Source organism: Rhizobium sp. K102, from assembly GCF_022385315.1.
In the GTDB taxonomy this organism is placed as follows: Bacteria; Pseudomonadota; Alphaproteobacteria; order Rhizobiales; family Rhizobiaceae; genus Rhizobium; species Rhizobium croatiense.
Genome location: NZ_CP092436.1, coordinates 257,432 through 278,743 on the forward strand (window position 1 = coordinate 257,432; position 21,312 = coordinate 278,743).

At 57.3% G+C, this 21,312-nt stretch carries 22 protein-coding genes; 6 read left to right on the forward strand and 16 right to left on the reverse strand.

From position 1 onward, the window contains the following. The first annotated feature begins 144 nt into the window (after positions 1-144). The 3 genes from MHI61_RS07235 to MHI61_RS07245 all read left to right on the forward strand — a co-directional run bounded on the left by MHI61_RS07235 (position 145) and on the right by MHI61_RS07245 (position 4,093). Complete coding sequence (locus MHI61_RS07235) at positions 145-1,908, forward strand: type I secretion system permease/ATPase (protein WP_239791481.1); 1,764 nt, start codon at positions 145-147, stop codon at positions 1,906-1,908. 15 nt (positions 1,909-1,923) lie between these two features. Then, positions 1,924-3,264, forward strand: coding sequence for an HlyD family type I secretion periplasmic adaptor subunit (locus tag MHI61_RS07240; RefSeq protein WP_239791482.1), 1,341 nt, complete (start codon positions 1,924-1,926; stop codon positions 3,262-3,264). Between the two features lie 133 nt (positions 3,265-3,397). Continuing rightward, positions 3,398-4,093, forward strand: a complete 696-nt coding sequence (locus MHI61_RS07245) for an SGNH/GDSL hydrolase family protein (RefSeq protein ID WP_239791483.1) — start codon at positions 3,398-3,400, stop codon at positions 4,091-4,093. Between the two features lie 41 nt (positions 4,094-4,134). Here the strand turns inward: MHI61_RS07245 and MHI61_RS07250 are convergent, their stop codons facing one another. The 15 genes from MHI61_RS07250 to MHI61_RS07320 all read right to left on the reverse strand — a co-directional run bounded on the left by MHI61_RS07250 (position 4,135) and on the right by MHI61_RS07320 (position 18,584). Further along, complete coding sequence (locus tag MHI61_RS07250; protein ID WP_239791484.1) at positions 4,135-4,611, reverse strand: glycosyltransferase; 477 nt, start codon at positions 4,609-4,611, stop codon at positions 4,135-4,137. Further along, positions 4,608-5,066 (reverse strand): polysaccharide biosynthesis glucuronosyltransferase, encoded by a 459-nt coding sequence (locus MHI61_RS07255; protein WP_009994998.1) that lies wholly within the window; start codon positions 5,064-5,066, stop codon positions 4,608-4,610. The genes MHI61_RS07250 and MHI61_RS07255 overlap by 4 nt, the downstream gene beginning before the upstream one ends. Positions 5,067-5,219: 153 nt before the next feature. Next, positions 5,220-6,260, reverse strand: coding sequence for an acyltransferase (locus MHI61_RS07260; protein ID WP_239791485.1), 1,041 nt, complete (start codon positions 6,258-6,260; stop codon positions 5,220-5,222). Between the two features lie 3 nt (positions 6,261-6,263). Next, positions 6,264-7,655 (reverse strand): O-antigen ligase family protein, encoded by a 1,392-nt coding sequence (locus MHI61_RS07265; RefSeq protein ID WP_239791486.1) that lies wholly within the window; start codon positions 7,653-7,655, stop codon positions 6,264-6,266. Positions 7,656-7,679: 24 nt separating this feature from the next. Beyond that, positions 7,680-8,663: a glycosyltransferase family A protein gene (locus tag MHI61_RS07270; protein ID WP_239791487.1), complete on the reverse strand. Its 984-nt coding sequence runs from the start codon at positions 8,661-8,663 to the stop codon at positions 7,680-7,682. Then, a complete protein-coding gene (locus tag MHI61_RS07275; RefSeq protein ID WP_239791488.1) occupies positions 8,660-9,544 on the reverse strand; it encodes a glycosyltransferase in 885 nt (294 codons plus the stop codon). The genes MHI61_RS07270 and MHI61_RS07275 overlap by 4 nt, the downstream gene beginning before the upstream one ends. A 125-nt stretch (positions 9,545-9,669) precedes the next feature. Continuing rightward, positions 9,670-10,614 carry a glycosyltransferase family A protein gene (locus MHI61_RS07280; protein WP_239791489.1) on the reverse strand — a complete coding sequence of 315 codons (945 nt, stop codon included), beginning with the start codon at positions 10,612-10,614 and terminating at the stop codon, positions 9,670-9,672. Between the two features lie 39 nt (positions 10,615-10,653). Continuing rightward, positions 10,654-11,499: an oligosaccharide flippase family protein gene (locus MHI61_RS32615; RefSeq protein ID WP_345774869.1), complete on the reverse strand. Its 846-nt coding sequence runs from the start codon at positions 11,497-11,499 to the stop codon at positions 10,654-10,656. Beyond that, a complete protein-coding gene (locus MHI61_RS07290) occupies positions 11,477-12,076 on the reverse strand; it encodes an oligosaccharide flippase family protein (RefSeq protein WP_275593082.1) in 600 nt (199 codons plus the stop codon). The genes MHI61_RS32615 and MHI61_RS07290 overlap by 23 nt, the downstream gene beginning before the upstream one ends. A gap of 95 nt (positions 12,077-12,171) precedes the next feature. Next, positions 12,172-13,512 carry a polysaccharide pyruvyl transferase family protein gene (locus MHI61_RS07295; RefSeq protein ID WP_239791490.1) on the reverse strand — a complete coding sequence of 447 codons (1,341 nt, stop codon included), beginning with the start codon at positions 13,510-13,512 and terminating at the stop codon, positions 12,172-12,174. Positions 13,513-13,521: 9 nt separating this feature from the next. Further along, the gene (locus MHI61_RS07300; RefSeq protein ID WP_239791491.1) at positions 13,522-14,763 is read right to left on the reverse strand and encodes a glycosyltransferase; all 1,242 of its coding nucleotides are present in this window, start codon (positions 14,761-14,763) and stop codon (positions 13,522-13,524) included. Positions 14,764-14,862: 99 nt separating this feature from the next. Beyond that, positions 14,863-15,816: a glycosyltransferase gene (locus MHI61_RS07305; RefSeq protein WP_239791492.1), complete on the reverse strand. Its 954-nt coding sequence runs from the start codon at positions 15,814-15,816 to the stop codon at positions 14,863-14,865. Continuing rightward, entirely contained in the window at positions 15,816-16,328 is a 513-nt protein-coding gene (locus MHI61_RS07310; protein WP_010033693.1) for an acyltransferase, read from the reverse strand. The genes MHI61_RS07305 and MHI61_RS07310 overlap by 1 nt, the downstream gene beginning before the upstream one ends. Then, positions 16,328-17,479, reverse strand: a complete 1,152-nt coding sequence (locus tag MHI61_RS07315; RefSeq protein ID WP_239791493.1) for a glycosyltransferase — start codon at positions 17,477-17,479, stop codon at positions 16,328-16,330. The genes MHI61_RS07310 and MHI61_RS07315 overlap by 1 nt, the downstream gene beginning before the upstream one ends. Before the next feature lie 31 nt (positions 17,480-17,510). After that, positions 17,511-18,584: an endo-1,4-beta-xylanase gene (locus tag MHI61_RS07320; protein ID WP_239791494.1), complete on the reverse strand. Its 1,074-nt coding sequence runs from the start codon at positions 18,582-18,584 to the stop codon at positions 17,511-17,513. A 256-nt stretch (positions 18,585-18,840) separates the two neighbouring features. On the opposite strand from MHI61_RS07320, the gene MHI61_RS07325 reads away from it, so the two are divergent. Then, the gene (locus MHI61_RS07325; protein ID WP_239791495.1) at positions 18,841-19,182 is read left to right on the forward strand and encodes a hypothetical protein; all 342 of its coding nucleotides are present in this window, start codon (positions 18,841-18,843) and stop codon (positions 19,180-19,182) included. 64 nt (positions 19,183-19,246) lie between these two features. On the opposite strand, the gene MHI61_RS07330 is transcribed toward MHI61_RS07325, so the two are convergent. Next, the gene (locus tag MHI61_RS07330; RefSeq protein ID WP_239791496.1) at positions 19,247-20,095 is read right to left on the reverse strand and encodes a DUF6030 family protein; all 849 of its coding nucleotides are present in this window, start codon (positions 20,093-20,095) and stop codon (positions 19,247-19,249) included. Here MHI61_RS07330 and MHI61_RS07335 point away from each other — a divergent pair. Continuing rightward, the gene (locus MHI61_RS07335) at positions 19,992-20,336 is read left to right on the forward strand and encodes a hypothetical protein (RefSeq protein ID WP_239792924.1); all 345 of its coding nucleotides are present in this window, start codon (positions 19,992-19,994) and stop codon (positions 20,334-20,336) included. The two genes, MHI61_RS07330 and MHI61_RS07335, sit on opposite strands and share 104 nt — an antisense overlap. Before the next feature lie 283 nt (positions 20,337-20,619). Then, positions 20,620-21,252: a class I SAM-dependent methyltransferase gene (locus tag MHI61_RS07340; protein ID WP_239791497.1), complete on the forward strand. Its 633-nt coding sequence runs from the start codon at positions 20,620-20,622 to the stop codon at positions 21,250-21,252. Positions 21,253-21,312 lie beyond the last annotated feature (60 nt).

Genomic DNA, 21,312 nt, shown 5'->3' on the forward strand with positions numbered 1-21,312 from the left:
TAGTGTAGGAGCGTGCCAACGGGTTCGGCGCCGATGCCGGGTCCGAGGGCAGCCATGTCAATTGATCGGGCCTGAGGGGCCTGCAACTGCAGTGCGGACCGGCGTATTCGCTGCGTACGTGGTGCGGCAGGAGAGGATTGCTTCGTGTTTCAGAGTTCAACAGCTGACGTCAATGAACCGTCCAAAGCCTTGCGGAAATGCAAAAGTGGGCTGATCTTCATTGGCATAGCCAGCGCGCTTGTTAATATCCTCTACCTTACAAGTTCATTTTTTATGCTTGAGGTGTATGACCGGGTCATCCCCAGCAAAAGCATACCGACGCTGGCCGCCCTGGCAATACTGGCGTTAGTTCTTTACGCTTTTCAGGGAGCGTTCGAAGTTCTGAGAAGCAGAATGCTCGTCCGCGTTGCCGGTGCCCTTGACGAGATGATGAACGGGCGGGTGTTTCGGGCGCTGATCAAGGCGCCGCTGAAGGTCAAGATCGGCGGCGACGGGTTGCAGCCCTTGCGGGATTTCGATCAGATCAGAACCTTTCTGTCCGGCATGGGTCCGACGGCGATGTTCGATCTGCCCTGGCTTCCCTTTTATATCGTAATCTGTTTCCTGTTCCATCCGGCGATCGGATATATCGCCATCGGCGGATCGCTGGTGCTCGCCATCCTGACGTTCCTGACCAACCAGGGAACGCGTACACTCTCTAAGCAGCAGTCGGAAGCCGCCAATATGCGCAACGCTTTTGCGCAGAGCTCGATCCGCAACTCCGAGGTCATCCACGCCATGGGCATGGCGGGCACCATGGCCGAGGTCTGGGACCGCAAGAACGGCGAATACCGGCATATCACCCGGCAGGCATCGGATGTCGGCAATGGATATGCGACGCTTTCGAAGATTTTCCGTATCGCCCTGCAATCGGCAACGCTGGCGACCGGAGCGATCCTCGTCATTCAGGGCCAGGCCTCTTCGGGCATCATCATTGCCGGCTCCATCCTGACATCCCGCGCCCTGGCGCCTGTGGAAGCGGCGATCGGAAATTGGCGCGGTTTCGTGTCCGCCCAGCAGAGCTGGGGCCGGCTTGCGAACCTGCTGAAGACAATTCCAGAGATGCCGGCTCCGCTCGCGCTTGCGGCGCCTTCCAAGCAGGTCACGGTCGAGGGTGTAGCCAGCGGACCGCCGGCCGGCCAGCGGCTGGTCATTTCCGATGTCAGCTTCGGTCTGCGCGCAGGCAGCGCGCTTGGCGTCATCGGTTTCAGCGCCTCGGGCAAGTCGTCGCTGGCGCGGGCGATGATGGGCATCTGGCCGACGGTCAGGGGATCCATTCGCCTGGATGGCGCGGCGCTCGACCAGTGGGATGGCGACGCACTTGGCCGCCATATCGGTTACCTCCCGCAGGACGTGGAGCTTTTTTCGGGCACCGTCGCGCAGAATATCTGCCGCTTCGCCAAGGAGATGTCGCCGGAGGCGGTGGTTGCGGCGGCGAGGGCTGCCCGCGTTCACGATCTCATTCTGCGTCTGCCGAACGGTTACGAGACCGACATCGGCGAGGGCGGTGCAGCGCTTTCGGCCGGTCAGAGACAGCGTCTCGCGCTTGCGAGAGCGCTTTACGGCGAACCGTTCCTGGTCGTGCTCGACGAGCCGAATTCCAATCTCGATGAGGAAGGCGAGCGGGCACTGAGCGCTGCAATCATGAGCGTGCGGGCACGCGGCGGCATTGTCGTCGTCATCGCGCATCGCTCCGGCGTTCTGGCCGTGTGCGACTTCGTGCTGATGATGCAGGAGGGCAGAATGATCGCATTCGGCCCCAAGGAAGAAGTTCTGGCGCGGGTCAGCCGGCCGGAAGCGACGCGCACTCCAATTGCCGAGCGCGTGGCTCAGCTCAAAGTCGTGGTCGACGGCAATGCGGCTGAATAGGCCGGAAGGACGATGATGAGCAAAGTCACTATTGAATCAAAACGATCTCTCAACCGTCACGTCGCCGTTGTCGGCGTGCTGTCCATCGCGCTGGTGTGCGGCATCGGCGGCTGGGCGGCGACGACCGAGCTTTCCAGCGCCGTTATCGGCGAAGGCGTCGTCGTTGTTGACGGCGATGTCAAGAAGATCCAGCACCCGACCGGTGGCATCGTGTCGAAACTCCTGGTCGCCGAAAATGACCATGTCTCGGCTGGACAGGTTTTGATACGGCTCGATGGGACGACGACCAAAGCGCAGCTCTCGATCGTCGAAAGCACGCTGGCGCAGCTTTATGCGCGTCGTGCCCGTCTCAAGGCTGAGCGGATCGGCGCCGATTCGTTCGAGGTCGAGGAAAACGTCAGCGATTTGATGACATCCAGCGCTGCCGCATCCAACAAGGCGGCGTCCAGAAATGCCGCACAGGATCTTCTCGACGGCGAACAAAAATTGTTTGACAGCCGTAAGTCGGCGCTCGTCGGAATGAAGAGCCAGTTGGCGTCGCGCAAGGATCAGTTGGCCGAACAGATCAAGGGTCTGGTCGTTCAGATCAACGCCACCAACGATTCCCTCAGCCTGATCGAACAGGAACTGGAAGGCGTCGATGCGCTCTACAAGAAGGGACTGGTCACACTTCAGCGCTTGAACGCGCTCAAGCGTGCACGCGCCGACCTTCAGGGCAATAGCGGCCAGGAAATCGCCGCAAAGGCGGAGGCCGAGGGCAAGGCGATCGAAATCGATCGCCAGTCGATCCAGCTGGACGAGGATCGTCGTTCGGAAATTGCCAAGGAACTGACCGATGTCGAGGCGAAGATAGCCGAAAATGAAGAGCGCCGTGAAACCGCGCTCGATCAGCTCCGCCGCCTCGATATCACCGCGCCATTGAGCGGCAGGGTCCACGAACTTGCCGTTCACACGGTCAACGGCGTCATTGAGCCGGGCCAGACGCTGATGCTCGTCGTTCCCGAAAACGACGATCTGACCGTCCAGGCGAAGGTCGCCACCCGCGATATCGACCAGCTCCATGTCGGGCAATCCGTGGATGTGCGTTTCAGCGCCTTTGATCAGCGCACGACACCCGACGTGCGGGCGGTGATCACCTCGATTGCACCTGATATCGTCAAGGATGAGCGGACGGGGATCAGCTACTATCCGCTGCGCGTCAAGCCGGAGGCGCAAAGCATCGCGAAGCTGAAGTCGATCAAGCTCTATCCCGGCATGCCGGCCGAGGTCTTTATCAAGATTGCCGACCGTACCGTCATCTCCTATCTCACCAAGCCGCTGACCGATCAGATGCAGCACGTCTTTCGTGAGGAATGATCGGCGGCTTCTGCGCGCCGCTGCTGCAAATCGCAGCGTCTGAGGTCAGCTTTGCCCATCCGGCTGGGGCAAAGCTTGCCTTTGCGCCATCCCGGCGGGTGACGGATAGCGCCCGCCGCGATATGGTCTCTTCATGATATGTTTGCGGCTTTGGCAAGGGGTGCCGGCGGATAGACGACTGGTATGGGCGCTGGTTCTTTTTTTGGCCTGCCTCGTCATGGTTTCAACGACCAGGAAGAGTAATGCCGAGAACCTTCCGCCCGTGAAAATCGTGGCTTTCGGAACATCGCTGACAGCGCGCGGGGGATGGCAGGCCGGACTTGAGGCAAAGCTTGCCGCCTGCCTGCAGAGACCCGTCAGGGTCGAGAGCGTCGCCAAGAGCGGCGAGACGTCGGCCTGGGCCTTGACCCAGCTGGACCGCGTCGTTGCCGAGGAGCCGGATATCATCCTGATCGAGCTCTACGCCAATGACGCAACCGTGCACCGGTTCGTGTCGCTGGCGCAAAGCCGAAGGAATATCGGCGAGATCCTCGATCAGCTGCATCGGCACCTGCCGCGGGCGCGGATTATCCTCATGGCAATGAACCCGTTTTCGGGACTGCGGGGGCTGATCCGTCCCTTCGTCGGCAGCTATATCTCGGCCCATCAGGCGGAGGCACGCAAGCGCGGTGTGGAGTTTGTCGACCACCGGCCCGGCTGGGAGCGCCTGAGCCCGGATGAACTGGCTGCCGCAATTCCCGACGGGGCGCATCCGCAGCCCGAAGTTGCCGCCAGGATCATCGTGCCTGAACTCGTCGAACACATCGCCGGCCGCGATTGCGGAGACTGAATTCTCCGCCTTCTCGCAGGTGTCTGCGGCCGGTCGCGGGCTCAGCCTGCCGCGAGATAGCCCTTCAAATAGTTGACCAGCGATGTCCGGCCGGCATCGGACGGATCGTCATGGGAGGGACTGCTAAGGTCCTGAAGGAGATAATCCTTGAGCTCGTCATCGTCATGCGCGACATAGATGCCCGGCCGGTCGATGAGCTGGCTGACGGTGGCAAGCTGATGATCGTTTCGGTGCTCACCAAGGGCTGCCTTGCGGGGAACGAGAATGATCGGTTTGCCGAAACGTTTCGCCGTGAGCACGGTGCCGATGCCCGCGTGAGAAACGATCACGCTCGCCTCGCGAAAGACCCTGTCGAAGTCGGCAGGTTCGATATTCTTGATCCATTTCATGTTTTCAGGCGTGTAGGTGCCCTTGCCGATTTGCGCCAGAACCGGCCGGGTCAATTCTTTGGCGAAGGCGTCGACCGCCTTGACGAGGCGATCGAACGGCAGCTGCGTTCCGACGGTGACCAGGATCAAAGGACAGCTCCTGCGTAATGGGGGCCGTCCGGCCGCGACAGATGCTGCCATTGCGTGAGCCAGAGCGTCGCGATATGGCCGGCCAGTTTTCCCGAAAGGGACAGCTTCTCGACATTGGCGACGCTATCGATCCAGATCGTGCGCTTGCCTGTCAATTTGCCGGCGAGCAGGCAAAAAAGCCCGGGCGCGGCACCTGTCGAGATGATGACGTCGGGCCTGTGCCTGATGACGATGGCGAAAGCGCTGAAAAAACACCGGATCGACATGGTGATCGAGTCGCGGCTGCAATCGGGAAGGACCAGTCCGTCCCGAATGTCGTATTTGGAAAGCAGCCCCGGGATGGTGGTTGCAAAAATGATGTCGCAGCCCTCGAAGGCGCTGCGCATGGTCATCAGCTGTTCCCAATGGCCGCCCCCTGACGACGCAGCGAGAACCTTCAATTTTTTCTCAGCCATAGACAGGCATCTCCTATGTTTGACCGATGATTATAGGCAAGACCATTCCACCGAAACCGTGGCTGTAGCACGGCAGTTTAATCGAATTCTAACATCATTGGCCGGCAGGTCGAGCGCACGGATCGGGAAAATTCTCAATTCGGGGCAGCGGACTCACCTGACATATTTATAAACGGGTCCTGCCATCGGCACTGCCTGAAGCGCCATCTTGGCTAAGATCGGCAATAACGTCCCGGCAATCATCAATATAACGATCATGAATGCAAACCATGGCCCGTGATATGGTAGGAATTTCACATATACACCTTTGGCTATTCCAATGAAGATCGTATTGAGCAGATAGATCACCATTGAATTCTGGCCGAACCAGAGAAGGATCTTGTCATTTTCGAAAATCGGCAATCTGACCAGAGCATGCAGGAACGGGATCGACGCTGCCCCGCATAGAAGAAGCCAATAGGGGAAACTGCGGCCGATATAAAGTGCGGCTGCGAAAACGATCAGCCAGATGACGATATATTTGGAAAATATGTTAAGCGCCTGAGCCGAGTATTTGCAGCTCACCATTCCAGCGGCGAAGAATACGAAATAACTCAGAATTCGCGCGACATAAAACCTCTCCGAAGCGGGAATGAAGAAGATCGCCAGCGAGAACAGGAAAAGGATGCCGATCTGGCGGCCGCTCAGCCGCCACAGGATGGGTGTCAGCACAGAATAGACGAAAAGCACGAGAAGGTACCAGATCGAAATGGTCGGGTTGTTCGGGCTGTTCGAAATCACCGCCCATGGGCCCTGCCAGAAGCCGCTGACGCCATCGTCGACGTGAATGAACATCTCGGCGAGCTGCTTGCCGAAGACGTTGACCAGGCACATCACGATAAACGGGATCAGCAGCCGGTCAAACCGCTTGGCGAAGAACGTGCCGAAATTCCGGTCGAGTGCGTTATGCGCGCCGGTGAAAAAGAACACGAAGCCGCTGAGATACATGAAGAACGGCATGTGGAACGTGTAGATCGCGGCTTTCGTCGCCTGGTACCATGCCTGTTCGCCAAGCGTGCCCTGCATGACGAGGTGGCCGTAGACGACCAGGAGGATGCCGAGGCCTTTGCCGCGTTCGATATCCAGCAATTTTTCGCGTTCAACGCTGACCGCGGCTCTTTTCGATTCCGGCACGGCCATTGGGGCGCTGGTCATTGCCTACTCTCCTGAAACGGGTGGATATTGGAAGCTCCGCTGCCCGGCCGATCTTCTCGAGAGAAGCCGCCGGCGGCGCGGCGGGACGATGGGTTCCGTCGTCATGGGCAAGACGGAGACGAGGACCGGCCATAGGCCGATCGGCGCGAGCATCATTCCCGCTTCGGTCATCGCGCCGATCATGACAAGCAGGATCAGCGCGACCTCTTTCGCCTGGACGGTCTGAAGCTGGTGGCTCCTGTAGACTGTGGCGATCTTCTTGAAGATCCGCGTCAACAGGAAAGCGATCCAGCAGAGAAAGCCCGGAATACCGATGTTGAGACAAATTTCGAGGTAGGTGTTGTGCAGGGAGCGGACGGTGTGGCCGAGACGGACATATTCCTCGACAATATCGGCCTGCCGGAACGTGGCGAAGCCATAGCCGAAGACCGGCTTGTCGTAAATCAGCGGGATCACCTGTTCCCAGATATCGGAGCGGCCCGACAGCGTCAGATCCTTTCCGAAAGCTTCCGCGACGGCCTGGGCGACGCCGAGATAGGCGATCGAACCGGCCACGCCGATGAGGAGGCAGAGGAAGAGGACGATGATAGCGCGGGCCATATTGTGCCTGACGTTCTCCATCATCTTCAGGCCGAAAATCGTGGCGAGACCGATCGCCACCATGACGACGGCGGTCGACGACAAGGAGACCACGACAAGGAGCAGGGTCAGCAGGATGGCGAGGCTTCTCAGCAAGCCGCTGTAGCGGAGCCTGGGGGAGGGCAGGCGATGGGAAATAAGCACGATAAAGCAGATCGCGCTGAACTGTCCCATTGTATTCTTATGATAAAACAGCCCCTTGACTGCTCCCGCAAGCGAGCCGCCCATGATCCCGAAACGCGGGAGGGCAGCCGTATAGAGGACATTTGCGAAGGCGGAGAAAACGGCGAAATTGGCCAGGAGACGTAAGGTTTCCTCGTTGCCGTAGCGCAGTCGAAAGAGCAGGGGGCCAAGCGCCAGCAGACCGACGGCCGCGGCGCCGCGAACAGAGGCGCCGAAATCGAGCGAACCGGCAAATGACGCCACGATGGCAAAGATCACGATGCATACGAGGGGTGAAATGCCGCGGAAAAAGGCGATGAAACGATTCGGCTCAAGAAGACAATAAAGGCCGATCAACGGGATCAGCGAATAAAGCATCAGCTTCTGGGGAAGCGGATCAACAGACACGCCCTCGTCGAAATTCGCAGGATAACCATACCACATGCCGGTGGCCCGGAGCAGAGCGAGGTAATATATCCCCGTCAGGAGCAGACGGACGAGCGTCTCCTTTTTTATGCCGTGGCGCGGCCGTGCACGGGCGGCCGGCCGCAGGCCGATATCTCCGTCTCGAACATAGGTAGGGCCTACACTCATCCGAGGGCGCTCCTGCAAACAGTATCAGAGGGCGGCATTGGGCTTATATTCCTGGTATGCATGCCCGAGGATGCCGTTGACCATGCCGGCGCCGCGCAGCACATGGGTGAGCGCCCGCATGCCCCAATAGGGTGAAATCACGATCGCCGGCAGCATGGCCAGCCCGAGTATCACTCTCGAGGCGCCATAGGCGGCGCGATAGAGCCGGCGTTTGAGATTGCCGTGCAGGACCTCGCTGACGGCGAAGGTGTTGCCGAGCCGGTATTGCCGCTGCAATACCCACTTCCAGGTCATACGGCTGGCAGGAACGATATCATAAACGAGCGCCTTGTCAGCCCAGAAAACCTGCATGCCGCGGCGAATGGCCTGATTGAAGAAGAGATAATCGGTACCCCCGGTGAAGCGCATCTTCTCTTCGAAGCGCAGGTTCCACGAGCGGATCAGCGGATAATCGAACATGACGTTGTTCGAGGCCGCATAGGAAATGCGTTGACCGTCCTTGTTCTTCTTGCGCTCGAAAACCTTCGCCTTGATGAAATATTCCGGCGGGTTGTCGGGATAGACGGGCTGGACGGGACCGTAGATGCAATCGGCGCGGTTTTTCTCACGGGTCTCCAGCATCGCATCGAGCCAGCCATCGACGGGCCATTCGTCATCGTCGAGAAAGCAGAAGAGGTCGGTGCCGGCAGGGGCTGAATCCATGGCGCGGTTGCGCGCAAAAGGTATGCCCTGATTCGGCTCGACGGCATAGATCAGATCATAGGCGCCCGTCTGGCCAAAGCCTTCGACGGTGGCTCTTGCGCTACCGGCCGCATCATTGTCGACGATGACCATGGTCAGATGATAGGGGCGAGCCGGATTCCTGATCTGGCGCGTCATGACGTCAAGCAGTTTGGCGATCCCATCCAGCCGGCGATAGGTCAACACGCCGACGGCGATGTTCAACGGCGGCATGCCTGGCTTATCGGCTTCAGCCGATGAATGCGGGAAAGTGTCTTGTCGGTTCATGACTGACCTCCGCGCAGCATATTTCCCAGACGCTTGCGCGCGGCCATCAGGGCCACTTCGGTTGCGGCATCCTGGCCGAAGGGGCCGCCGGCGACGGTGTTGCGGGCTTCGCTGTGGAGCTTGAGCAGCGATGTCGTTTGCGCAATACCGCCGGCCACCAGACTCTTGCCAAGCGCCTGCAGCCCGTCATAGCGGCGGGCCAGTTCCAGTCCGGTGGCGATCATGATCCGCGGGCGAAGGGTCTTTGCCCGGCTCGTGCCTGTGTAGCGGTTCGACGCATGAATGCGTTGGAATGTCAGCGGCGTCTCCACGATGGCGCCGCGGCCGAGATAGGCGGCCGCGAACTTGATGTAATTGTCGCTGAGAACGACATCCGTCGCCACCGACATCGGCAATATCTGCGACAGCAGGGCGCGGCGGAAACTCAAGCCGGATGTCGGCACCGGAAGCGAAGGGAAACCGCCTTTGCGCAATGTTTCCCGCTTGTCGAACAGCGTCACCTGCAACTCCCCGGGAGGCTGGTCGTCTTCTTTGGTCGTCACACGGTCGAAGCACCAGTCAATCTCGTTGCGGTCATAGATTTCGGCGATGCGCGCCAGTTTGCCGGGCAGGAACGTATCGTCGGCATCGAGGAGAAAGAGGATATCCCCGCTCGCCGCGTCAAAACCGGCATTGAAGCTCGAGGCCTGGCCGCCGTTTTCCTTAAGCACGGACCGAATGCGCGCCCCGTAGGAAGCGAGGATCTCCCTGGAATCATCCGTGGAGCCGTCGTCGACCACGACGACCTCGAAGTCCGGATAGTTCTGCGACAGAACGCTGTCGATGCATGGGCGCAGGAACTGCCCATAGTTGAAATTGTTGATCAGCACCGAGAGTTTCAAATTATCGTCTCCTACAGCGCCGCGCGCCTTTTATACGCGCAAAGGACGCTGTAACACGTTGAGATGCCGCATGATTTATCCTCAAATTGTTTCCGATTTAAGGAAACATGCAGCAGGCCAATCGATTACCGCGCCAGGGTCCCAGGCGCGTATCGGCGAATTCCGGCGCGATAGCCGCGCATGTAGTAATATTTCCAGATCGCCCAAAAGCGCGTCTTCGATTGCGGCAGCAGATAAAGCATCGCTGCCCGGAAAGCCCATTGCGCGCTCTCGATCCAGGTCGGAAGCGGAACTCCGCTCAATCTCACCCCTTCAGGTACCTCGTCGGGAAAGAGCGCAGGCATTCCGTAGCCAAGCCGCTCGCCTCTTTTCTGTACCCAAGCCTCGGTGACGCTGGATGCGGGAATCCAGTGATGAACCACGGCCTCAGCGCATCGATAGGATTTGACGCCATTTGCCGCCAGGCGAATAATGATTTCCGCATCCTCACCCATGGCGAAAATCTTTCCCGGAAGAGGACCGATATCTTCGCGATAGCGCACGCTTGTGCCAAGCAGTTCTCGCCGTATGATCGTATTCGGACCCCAGACCTTTGTCGGGTCACACGGTCCGCTTTGCGTTTCATCCACAATGGCAAAGGTGGATCCCATCGGAATCCACTCGATGAAAGGGTCTTTGGGCTCTTTTTCCCAATCGGGAACGATTCTGCCGCCGAAGACGCCATAACCCGGGTGGGCGGCGGCGCAATCGACGATCGCTCTCAGCCAGTTGGGTTCGGCGCGGACATCGTCATCGGTAAAGACGATGAGATCGCCCTTCACTCGATCCAGAGCCAGGTTCAGCGCCCCCGACTTACCCGGCGTGCGGTGCTGCAGGACGGTGATGGGCAGCTTGTCGCTATAGGAGTTCAAAAGATCAAACGTGCCGTCATTGCTGTTGTTGTCAACGGCAATCAATTCCCATTGATCATGAGAAAGCTCCTGGCACAACAAGGAATCCAAAGTGTGGCGCAGCCGGCGGCTGGCGCCATTATAGGATGAGAACACCACGCTAAGTTTGGGATTCGTCATGGCTTCGGGCCTCGTTTTTGAATTATGTGGCGTGCGGTTTTATACGGATCTTTCACGTGGCTTCCTGAAGCGTCCTAAAATTGCGGAAATTACTTTCATCAGCTCAGCTTCCACGCCTATTTGAGATCGGCCACTAATTATCCACAGTGCAGCATGGACAGAGCAATAGACGCCGCCGCCTAGCAGCACCGTTTCGACAAGGGCTTTACCCGCGGCGAAATTATTCGTGATCGGACCTGTCAGTTCACGCAACGCCAGCAATGCGAGGATCATCGCACCGCCGCTGACCCATGATCGCCAGGTCACGAAAAGCTGCCGCCAGGGGCTGAGCCCGGTTAAGGATCTGACGATGTAGAAATTGACAACCGACACCACTATGCCGCCGGAGATCACTCTAGCAACGAGCAAGCCGATTAGTCCGAAAAAATAAAGACCGGCGAGCACGATCGGAACTCTGAAAATGAGAAGCACGATACCTCTGTTAAACAGAGTTCGAGTGGCGCCCAAAGCATAGGCAAGGGCGTTTGAGGGGCCAAAAACGATCTGCATCCCGAGCACCGGTGCGATGAATTGGATGACCGTGACGGCGATGCTCCATTTCGGACCGAGTGTCAGGTAGACGAAAGGTTCGGCTATCAGCGCAAGGCCGACACCCATGGGAAAACCGATCGCAAACAGCGAGGCCTGACTTTTTTGGAAGGCTTCATTTAATCTTGTCTTGTCGCCAGTCAACTTCGCAAAACTGGGGAATAGGACCCGCTCCAGCGGCTGGAATGCAGACTGCGTGATCATAGCAGCGACGTTGTTGCCTACATTATATGCGCCAAAGCTCGCGATCCCGAGCAGGCCACCGGCAAGGAAATTATCGAAGCGATTTCCGATGATCGTAACGAATTGATTTCAGGGTAAGCCAAACCGAAAAATTCGTGAGTTTTCGCCATGACGACAAAGTGAAGTGGGGAATGTAGGGCGCTCTCACGTAGGTCGCGACGATCGCGGTGATGGACGCGGCCATCGCCCCCGCGACGATTGCCCAATAGCTCTCGGTCAGCCAGGCAACGCCTACGGCTACCACCAACTGCGCTGTATAATTCAACGCCTCATTCTTTGCGACCGTACCAAAGTCGAGTTCCTTGGAAAACGTCACATAGTAAGGACTTCCTAACCCACTTAAGAGGGGCCGCGACGCGAGTCCTGCACAAACACCGATAAGTCTCGGGTCGTTATAGAGGTGGGCCATGACAAACCCGCTGATGACCATGGCAATCGCCAGCAAAACGCCGCGAATGGCGCTGAGCGTAAACGCGGTATGGTAATCCGCCTCCTTCACGTCCTGATGATGAATGAGCGCATTTGCGAGCGATAAGTCGGTCACAGATGTCAGGATGATCAGCAATGTCGTACCCAACGCGACCAGACCAAAGTCGGCCGGTACGAGAATGCGCGCGAGAATGATCGTCATCGCGAGATTTGCGAGCCGACCGTAGAAGACACCTGACATCAACCAAAACGATGCCTGGAGTGTCTTTGCCCCTATTTGCCTGGGTGCAGTTGTCATCATGATGCCTGCTTCATTGCTTTCGCACCAAGGTGGGCTGGTTGCGAAGATAAGGACGCCTGGATGAGGGGGCCTGCCGACCAAGCCGATGCAGATTGTTCGCGAATTCTGGGCGCCGCGGCTTGATAGAACTCATCCAAATGTTCCGTGAAATCGAGTACACGCTGGGTGAAGCTCACCGGTTCGATATGCGATATGTCCGTTACCCATTGGCTCTGAGACAAACCTTGATAGAGTTCAGTCGTCTTGAATTCGTAGGAAATCGGCAGCACCGGCACTCCGGCACACAATGACAAAATGGCCATGTGCATGCGTGTGGAGATAACGAAATCAAAATCAGTCACTTTCTTTAGCAAGGCATCGGGACCATAAAATCCTGAATCTACAGAGACCGACTTTCGCGTTTCTGCATCCAATCCATCGGCAATCGCCCGGGCGACGATGGAGTCGTCATAGTGGTACTCAGGAATACCCTGACATGTCGACAGAAACGTGACTTCGGCATTCCTCGTCTTCACGAGCTCCGAAATCGCCTGAGAGACCGCACTCTTATATCGAGCCATGCCTTCTTGCGGTGAAAGCCCGTCAAAGTGCGCCCAATCACGGACGGAGACCGCGACCTTGAGTTTTTCCGATCGCTCCGATCCCTGCCGCTTTGACAGGCGTTCCATATCTGCAAAGGCAAAAACGCTATCAGAAATCACTTTTAGACGATCGTGCTCGACGCCGATGGCACGCAGATAGTTTTCGGATTTTTCATCCCTCAGAAGAGCCACTCGAACCTGATCGATGATGGATTTAACTCTTTGTTGGTTTTCCGGTTTATTGAAGGGGCCGAGCGACTGTGTGAACAGCACCAGCGGCTTATCGAGCGCCAGATCCTTCTCGAATTCCTCAAACCGAGTTGAAAGATCGTAGTGCTCAACCAAGTATGTCCCCCCTGTGGAGACAACCAGGTCCGCTTTGGCGTAAAGGGCAATATTTTCCCGCGTTTGCTTCGTTAAAAGCGGGCTCCAGCCGACACTTCCGTTATTGTTTTTTGCGGAGGTCAGCAATCTGCGGAACTCTCGCTTTTTCAATACGCCAATCTTTCGACGGATACGTGTCGCCAAACGCTTCCCGATCAGCGGAAGCGAAATCGACGGTGGTGCTGCGAGGGGTGTGGTCAGCGGGCGGAACTTGATAGCGGGGTAGTAACGCGCGGCGACTTTCGGATTGCTGTCAAAAACAACAAACTCACTCTGCTCGCCGAACGTGCGGCGCAAAATCCGGATTATCGCCAGCATGATGGCTGCATCACCCGCATTCAAACAGACAGTGTTCTCTATCAATATCAACATGGCGAGCTGTCAGATCCTTTTTGTTTGAAGCTGCTGGAGTGCTTGCTTCAGCGAACGAGCTTGACTCCGTTCATTGTAGCCCTGTTCGACGATCATCCGTCCTTTCGATCCCATTGTGCCAATGAGGTCGGGGCTACTGGCCAATTCCTCCATCGCACTCGATAGAGCAGGAACATCTTTTTCTTCGACCAGACGCCCGGAGCTCCCATCGGCAACGAGTTCCGGGATCCCGCTGTGACGTGTGCTGATGACCGGAAGTCCCATCGCCATGGCTTCCATGATCGATACGGGAATACCTTCCATGTCTCCGTCCGCCGCGGTTACGCTGGGGAGCACAAAGATGTGTGCCTCGTCCAGCAAGCGTTTGATCTCCTGATGCGGCAGACCGCCGTGGAACTGTATGCGGTCCGAGTGCCCCGAAGCTTCTGCAAGGCTTCGCATTTCGTCAAACAGTGGACCGTTGCCAACGATATCGAGGGAAAGATCGAGATCCGGGCGACGGGAAACAAGCTGAGAAAACGCTTGGATGGTAAAGCGATGCCCCTTCTTCTCCGTCATTCGTCCGATCGTGATGAAACGCGTGCGTTTACCGGCGGGAATGGTCCTCAGCCTATAATCGAAAGCGTCGCAATCGACCCCCAAGCGTATCGTCGCTATTTTTTCGGCGGGCGCACCAAGATCGATCAGACGCCGGCGCCAGAGATCGCTGATCGGAAGAAGCAAATCCGCCTGCTCAAAGAGCTCGCGGTAAATGTCCGGGCGGCCATCCGTATATTGGGTGATATCGTAGCCGTGGAAAACTGTCGTCATCGGAACTTTTATAAGCCCGAGTTTTTTCAAATGCGCGACAACGCGTCCAGCCGGACCGAAGTGACAATGAATGACATTCGAAGCAGATCTGCCGGGCTGCAGACTGGCTGCTATGCGTAATTTCTGAGAGATCGGCAACCTTATATCGCTGTCGCGCATCGTGGCGAGGCGCCAGAGGGTGCGGAAATCTGCGCGGGCGAGAAGCCGGATCGCTCCTCGAACTAACGCGGCGATACGGGAGAGGCGACGCTTATCCGCCTGCACATACCGAATGCGATCAGAAAATCCGTACTGTTCCGGCAGGCTCGATACATTGCTGGCGGGTCGGCGCAACGCGACGACGTCAACATCGACAGCGAGGTTTTTGAGCCCCCGCATTTCATTGTAAACGAACGTCTGCGTCAACTCGGGAAAGTTGAGAGAAAAATAGGTAACGGTCAACAGCAAGCCCTCGTCTGACGGCGAATGGTCTATTTGCGTTTCGGGTTGATATCTCGAGGCAAGTATCGCCGTGATCTCGGGATACCGCGTCAGCCTGGGTTATCCGAGATATTCGATGTCAAGCTCCTTGGGCAGGCCGGCGGTTTCGGCACTCGAAATGCCTGTCTTACGGCACCAGCGAATATAAAGACGCAAAGGTTCACGAAATAAATCGATGTTCGTGGCTTGCCCAACCAGCCGTTTGGCAAGCGTAATGGGAAGGTGGAGAAACGCCCACGAAACGCCCTTGCGGATAAAATATTGCGTTCTCGGCTCCGGCTGTATTTCTGTTCCATACAGGCGGTTGAGGTAAACGGCGGACCGGCCGTAGCGGGAGAATTGTTCGTTTAATCCGGCCAGCGTCGTGCGGTGTCGATGGAGAACCCTTGCTTCATCACAGTAGCGAAGCTCGAAGTCGGTGCTCTTCTGTACCCGCCAGCACATGTCCGCATCGCCGCCTGTCTTGAGACGAGAGCGAAACAGGCCAGCTTTCTGAAAGGCCTCACGACGATAGGCGACGTTTGCCGTTTGAAAAAATGGGAGATAGGGATTCTTGAGGCTGTGTTCCTGGGACAGTACGTTGGCTTCGGAGCTGAATCTTTCGACCAGTGAATCGCCGTGGCTCGCTTGAATTGCACCACCAACGATCCCGATCTCCGGCCTGTCGAAGGCTTCCAGCATCCGGGCAGCCCACGCAGGTTCGGGAACGCAATCCGAGTCAGTGAATAGGAGAATATTGCCGCTTGCAGCTCGAATTCCGGCGTTGCGGGCGGCGTAGGAACTCTGAATGTTGTTTTCGTCAACGCATCTTACGGTTATGGGCAGTTGCTTGGCGTATTCGTTGACGATGCCTTTGGTGTTGTCTTTGCTATTATTGTTGACGATTATGTATTCAACTTGATCGGCATCAAGCGTCTGCTTCGAAAATGCATCCAGGATGATCGATATATCGTTTTCGTTATTGTATGCTGGCACAATAACACTTAATAGAATCATATCTATTTTCCCTGCCATCAGAATGGTTGCCTGGTTTCCGAAAACTCGGACGTCTGAACCGAACCATCGCGCTCGTCATTCGTCGCCATGCGGCCGTAACGCGAAATGATCTTGATGTCGCTGCGGATTATCTTTGCCGGGTTGCCGGCGACGAGCGAGCGCGGCGGCACGCTCTTGGTCACCACCGAGCCCGAGCCGATGACGCACTCATCGCCGATTTCGACGCCGGGCAGAATGATGCTGCGGGCGCCGATGAAGCAGCGTTTGCCGATCCTCGTGTGAAGATAGAGGCCGCGCGTGAGGTCGTGGGTCAGGATGGCGGCTTCGAAGGCGACATAGGTCTCCGCGCCGATATGCAATCCCTTCGGGTTAGTCTTGTCGAAGCGCACGCTGAGCGAAAAGCTGGCGGTCGGATCGATGTCCATGCCCCAGAATTTTGTATAATAGAGCCACTTGGCCCTGACGATTCCGTTCCGCAGCGGCCGAAATACGTTCAGTCCCCACTTCGGCTTCTTTCCTGTCTGCACCATCAAGTCCGACCCCGGCTGGCAAATTCGTCTAGCACGGAACTATAATAGTCCTCGAGCATCCCCGTTTGGCGACGTATGTCGAAACGCTCGGCCACCAGAAGCGGTGCCCGCGCGCTGAAGGCTGTCCACAGGGCCTGATCATTGAGCAGCCTTCCGACCGCTTCCGCCATGCCCGCGACATCCCGCTCCTCCACGAGATAGCCAGTTTTCCCCTCCTCGATCGCTTCGCCCACGCCTCCCGAGCGGAAGGCGACGACCGGAGTGCCGACGGCCTCGGCCTCGAGATTGGCGAGGCCGAACGCTTCTGCGTGACCATTGTCGAGGGTCACGCTGCCGTGGAGATAAAGCTCTGCACTGGCCAGCAGATCCCTTATCTCAGTCTGCGACAGATTTTCATGGATCGTGACGCTTGGCAAGGAACGACGCGCCAGCGCCTCGATTTCCTCTTTCAGCGGTCCCTGACCCACCATGACGAATTCGACCGGCGTGCCGGTCGCCGCCACCCGCGACAGCGCGTCGATCATGAAGCGGTGGCCCTTATAGTCGACGAAACGGGCGATGGAAACCACCAGTCCCTTTTTTCGGGGACGAGGCTCCATTTTGAAGAGATCGAGATCGATGCCGATGTGGTGGCGATAGACGCGGTCGGCACGGAATCCGAGCGCCAGCAGCCGGTCGCGGATGAAATCGGAAACGGCGATGTTCCAGCTGTTCCAGCCGGCCATCTCACTGCGGCCCTTGGCGAAGAAGCGCACCTGATTGAAGCCGCCCGGTTTTTTCGGATCGCCGCGATAGGTGGCGTCGAAGCCGTGAAACGTCGTCACGAGCGGCTTGCCGGCGGCCCGCGCTAAGGGACCGATGACATAGCCGTTCTTGCCGAAATGCGCGTGAACGAGGTCGGCCTGGCCGATCGCGGGAAAGAGGAAAGGCAGGCCGATCTGGGGAATTTTCAACAGAAGTTCACCGGCACGCGCGATCGGCGACCGGCGGATGTCGTGAACCGGAACAGTGGTTTTTTTGGTGTGGGCCGAGGAAATTCGCGTGCCGGCAAGAATTTCTGCCTCGAACGAACGAAACGCTACCGCCTGATTGAGAACAAATGCCTGGCTGGCAGGCAGAAATTTTTCCACATAAATAACTGCCTTTTTCATGAATCTGTCGATGTCTCCGTTGTCTTGCGCATCACATCGCCTCTATTGCCTGCCTGATGCCATCAGCTGAACTGCGCGGCGCGTTGTTTTCATCGTAAAGATTAATGCGCTTCGTGCAGGCTCCATCGGCATCGGTCCCCGTTTCATCGGGCTCGCCGTATTTTTCCGACATGCCCCATACGGTGACGCCTTGCAAGTCGCCGCGTTCGGCCGCCACGGTGATCACGTCACGGAAAATATCGGTGTAGGCGGCCTGCGTGAAGCCTTGGTCGTGCTTCAGGAAGTGGCAGGACGCATCGAGTTCGGTGATATAGACACCAATACCCATCTCCTTCAGAGCCGCGCAGAATCGCCCCATTCCCTCCGGATCTATCCGGTCGAGGCCCGGGCGGAAATGCGCCTGCAGCCCCACCGCGTTGATCGGCGTCTTCCTGGTGACGAGATCCTCGACGATTTTGAGAATGTGCCCGCGCTTCTGTTCGAAGATGGCGGATTTTTTCTCAAGATGCGTTTCGTTGAGAACCAGCGTCGCACCCGGATTGGCCTCATGCGCCATATCGAAGCTCATGCGAATATAATCGTCGCCGAGAAGGCGTCGGAAAACACAATTCCGCAGGTCGGGCGCATCATATTCCAACGGCTCGTTCACCACATCCCAGGCATCGATCGACCCCTTATAGCGAGCGACAACCTGTTTTATATGACGGTTCATGACCGTCCGAAGCGCTTGCGCGTCGGTGATCTCCGACACCCAGTCCGGGACGCGATACCAGATCAGCGTATGCCCATAAACCCTCATGTTGTTATTTCGCGCGAATGCAACCACCCTGTCGGCGCCCGCGAAGGAGAAGATGCCGGGACTCTTTTCCGTCGCTTTCCACTTCAATTCGTTGCGCGGCGTTATCGAATTGACGTTCTCGACATAGAGTTCGCAGGCGCCCGGATCGCCGATATTTTGCAGGTCGATTGCCGATCCGAACCGAAACGATTTGCTGTCGGCAAGCGCGCGCAGCCCGGCTTTCGCCGGCACCCTGGCCAGGATCGCCCCCGCCTGGACACAAGACAGCGCGAGCGGAAGCGAAGCGAGGAACCCTCTTCTGTTCATTCGATCCCTCACTGTGGGCTTTTCTCATGTCCGCGACCGAACTTGCGGCAGCCGGGTCGGCTTGCGGCGGTTCCGTCCCGAGTTGCGTTTGCTTTGGCGGAGTAATGCAATCTCAAATATACTTTCCCAGGAGCGAATACTGTTAGTATCCGCTAGACTTTTCAGCCTGTGCCAAAATATAGATCTTCCCGGAGGGCGCTCGTGATGGAAGATTGGTTCAGCGACGTGATGAGCGTTTTTCATATGGCATTTCAAAATGCCGTTTTTTTTATGGCGACCCTTCGAAACGCTCTCGCTGTTCTCGATGACCTTTGGTTCGCAGCCGTCGTTTCCGGGGTCTTCGGCGTGTTCGTCATCCTCCTTGCTGCGCTCGTGGGGATGTCCCGGCAGGGGTCGATCGGCGGACGCCATTCGCCTGCTGAACGACGACCTTGCCCAGGTCACGCAGGATCTGCATGTCGAGCGTGTCTGGCGCCTGGCCGGCGGTGACGGCAGCCCGATAGGCCAATGCATGCCGCCCGGAAGTGTGCAGCGGTTCCGGGACAACGACATGCATAGCAACAAAGGGCTAAAAGCGCGTCGCATGAATCAAATTTGATGCGACGCGCTTTAGTTCATGGCGTGCGGCCTCAGCCAGCGTCCGCCGCTGCTCATTCCCGATTTTATTGCCTTGATGCCGGCGCCGGTTGCGAAGGGTCGGTCCCGACCATCGGCTCCGGCGATGGAAGCCAGGTTCTGTCGGAAAAATAGTTTCTCGTTCTCTTCTGGGGTCCCGAGGCCGCATCCAGCGAGAGCGTAAAATTGTAACGATCCGGATTGAGCACCTCGCGGCTGAAGGTGATGCTGGCGCCGAAGCCGTCTTCCTTGACGTCTCTCAGATTCTTGATTGCGTTCAACGCCTCATGAAAGTCGAGCCATTGCGGTTGGCTCAGCATGACCTCGAAAATCCGCAGGATGTTCCGGTCGAGCTGGCCATATTGGTCAGTCTCGGGATTGACGATCTTCACGCGAATGTTGTTGATCGTGCCGGCAGCGTCGCCGCGAACGATGACAAAGATGGAACTGGGAAGCTGATCCTTTTCACGTTTGCCGCTGTGTTCGAAAAGGCATTCGAAGGTATTGGCGTTGAAGCTCGCTGCCGCCCATTCGCTGGTTTCAATGCCGGCGTCGCGCAGGGCCGCGCACATGGCCGCTCCTGAAATGCGCCACGTTCGGAGAAAGGTTGATGCGGTGTGCGCCACAGGCGGTTCGGTGGCATGCAAGGGCAGCGTGACGGAGACCGGGGGCACCGGGCGTGGAAGCGCCTTTGGCGGCGGCGGCTTGACCTCATATGAAAAGAGACCGGAGCCGAAATAGCGATCGATTGTTCTCAAGTGCTTCATGTCGTTGGAAAGAAGTACGGTTCCCATGATGAGCGAGAGGGAAACCGTCAGCAGCAACCAGAAGACCACGGGAATCCGCGGTTTTCCCACTGGCTGTTTCACATATGCGGGCGACGAATTCTCGGGCAAGCTCATCTTTTCCGATACGCGAGAAGGGTTTCGATCGGGCAGTCTTGATCCAGCAGTATACATCCATCCGTTAAATATCTTTGGTTTGCTGTTCGGCATTCTGACCCGTTGGGCGTGTCATCGGCAGGAAGCGCGCGCTTCCTATTTTGGCAGAAGCGTTTTGAGCTCCCTGGACTTTGATACTCTCCTATGCGCCGACCCTGCGGCAACGGCGAAAATCGCGGATGATCCACGGCCGTGACTGCAAGCGGGTCGCGGCAGTCTGGTTTGCTTCACGGCCTCCGCGGGTTTTTCTTGCTGTTATTGGCGGCATTTTAGAGTCGCCGGATCCGATTCAAATTCAGTGTGTGCAGCTATTCTGTTGATGTTGCCAATTCTTGCTTTATCTTCGCGCAAAGGTTAAATTTCTTATTACAAAACTATAGGTTATATTCTTAGTCAATCTCCTGTTTTGCCGGGTTTTACCAAATTTTCGACGTATTCTTCTATAGGGTCTGCCGCTCACTTGCACAAAGGAGAGGGATATGTCCGTCGAACTGGACGCGACCACCTATATCCACGCCAAACCGACAACCGCGCATTCCTACATCCTGCCAGCTGTGCTTGGGGTGCTGGAGGGTCATTTTGCCGGCTCGGCGAATGCCGATGTCTTCGATCTGGGATGCGGCACGGGCGCGGCGGCCGCAGCTCTTGCGAGAAAGGGATATCGCGTCGTCGGCGTCGATCCTTCCAGCGATGGCATCGCCAAGGCCAATGTCAATTACCCCGGGCTGCCGCTGAGTGTCGGTTCGGCCTATGACGAGCTTTCCGGGGAATACGGCACCTTCGACGCTGTGATCAGCCTGGAGGTGGTCGAGCATGTCTATGATCCCAAGGCATTCACTTCGACGATGTATGATCTGGTCAAGCCTGGCGGCATCGCTGTGGTATCGACGCCCTATCACGGTTATCTGAAGAATGTCGCCCTGGCGGCGCTTGGGAAAATGGATGATCACTTCATGCCGCTGAAGGATCATGGACATATCAAGTTCTGGTCGAGAAACACCCTGAACACGCTGCTGCTCGATGCCGGTTTCCGCAGTATTCGTTTCGAATATGTCGGAAGGATACCTGCTCTTGCCAAGTCGATGATCGCAGTGGCTGAAAAGCCTCTTTAGGGAGACAGGGCCGCGGGGGCCGATTTCGACAATCCGTCCCCCGCTCTGACTTTCTCGATA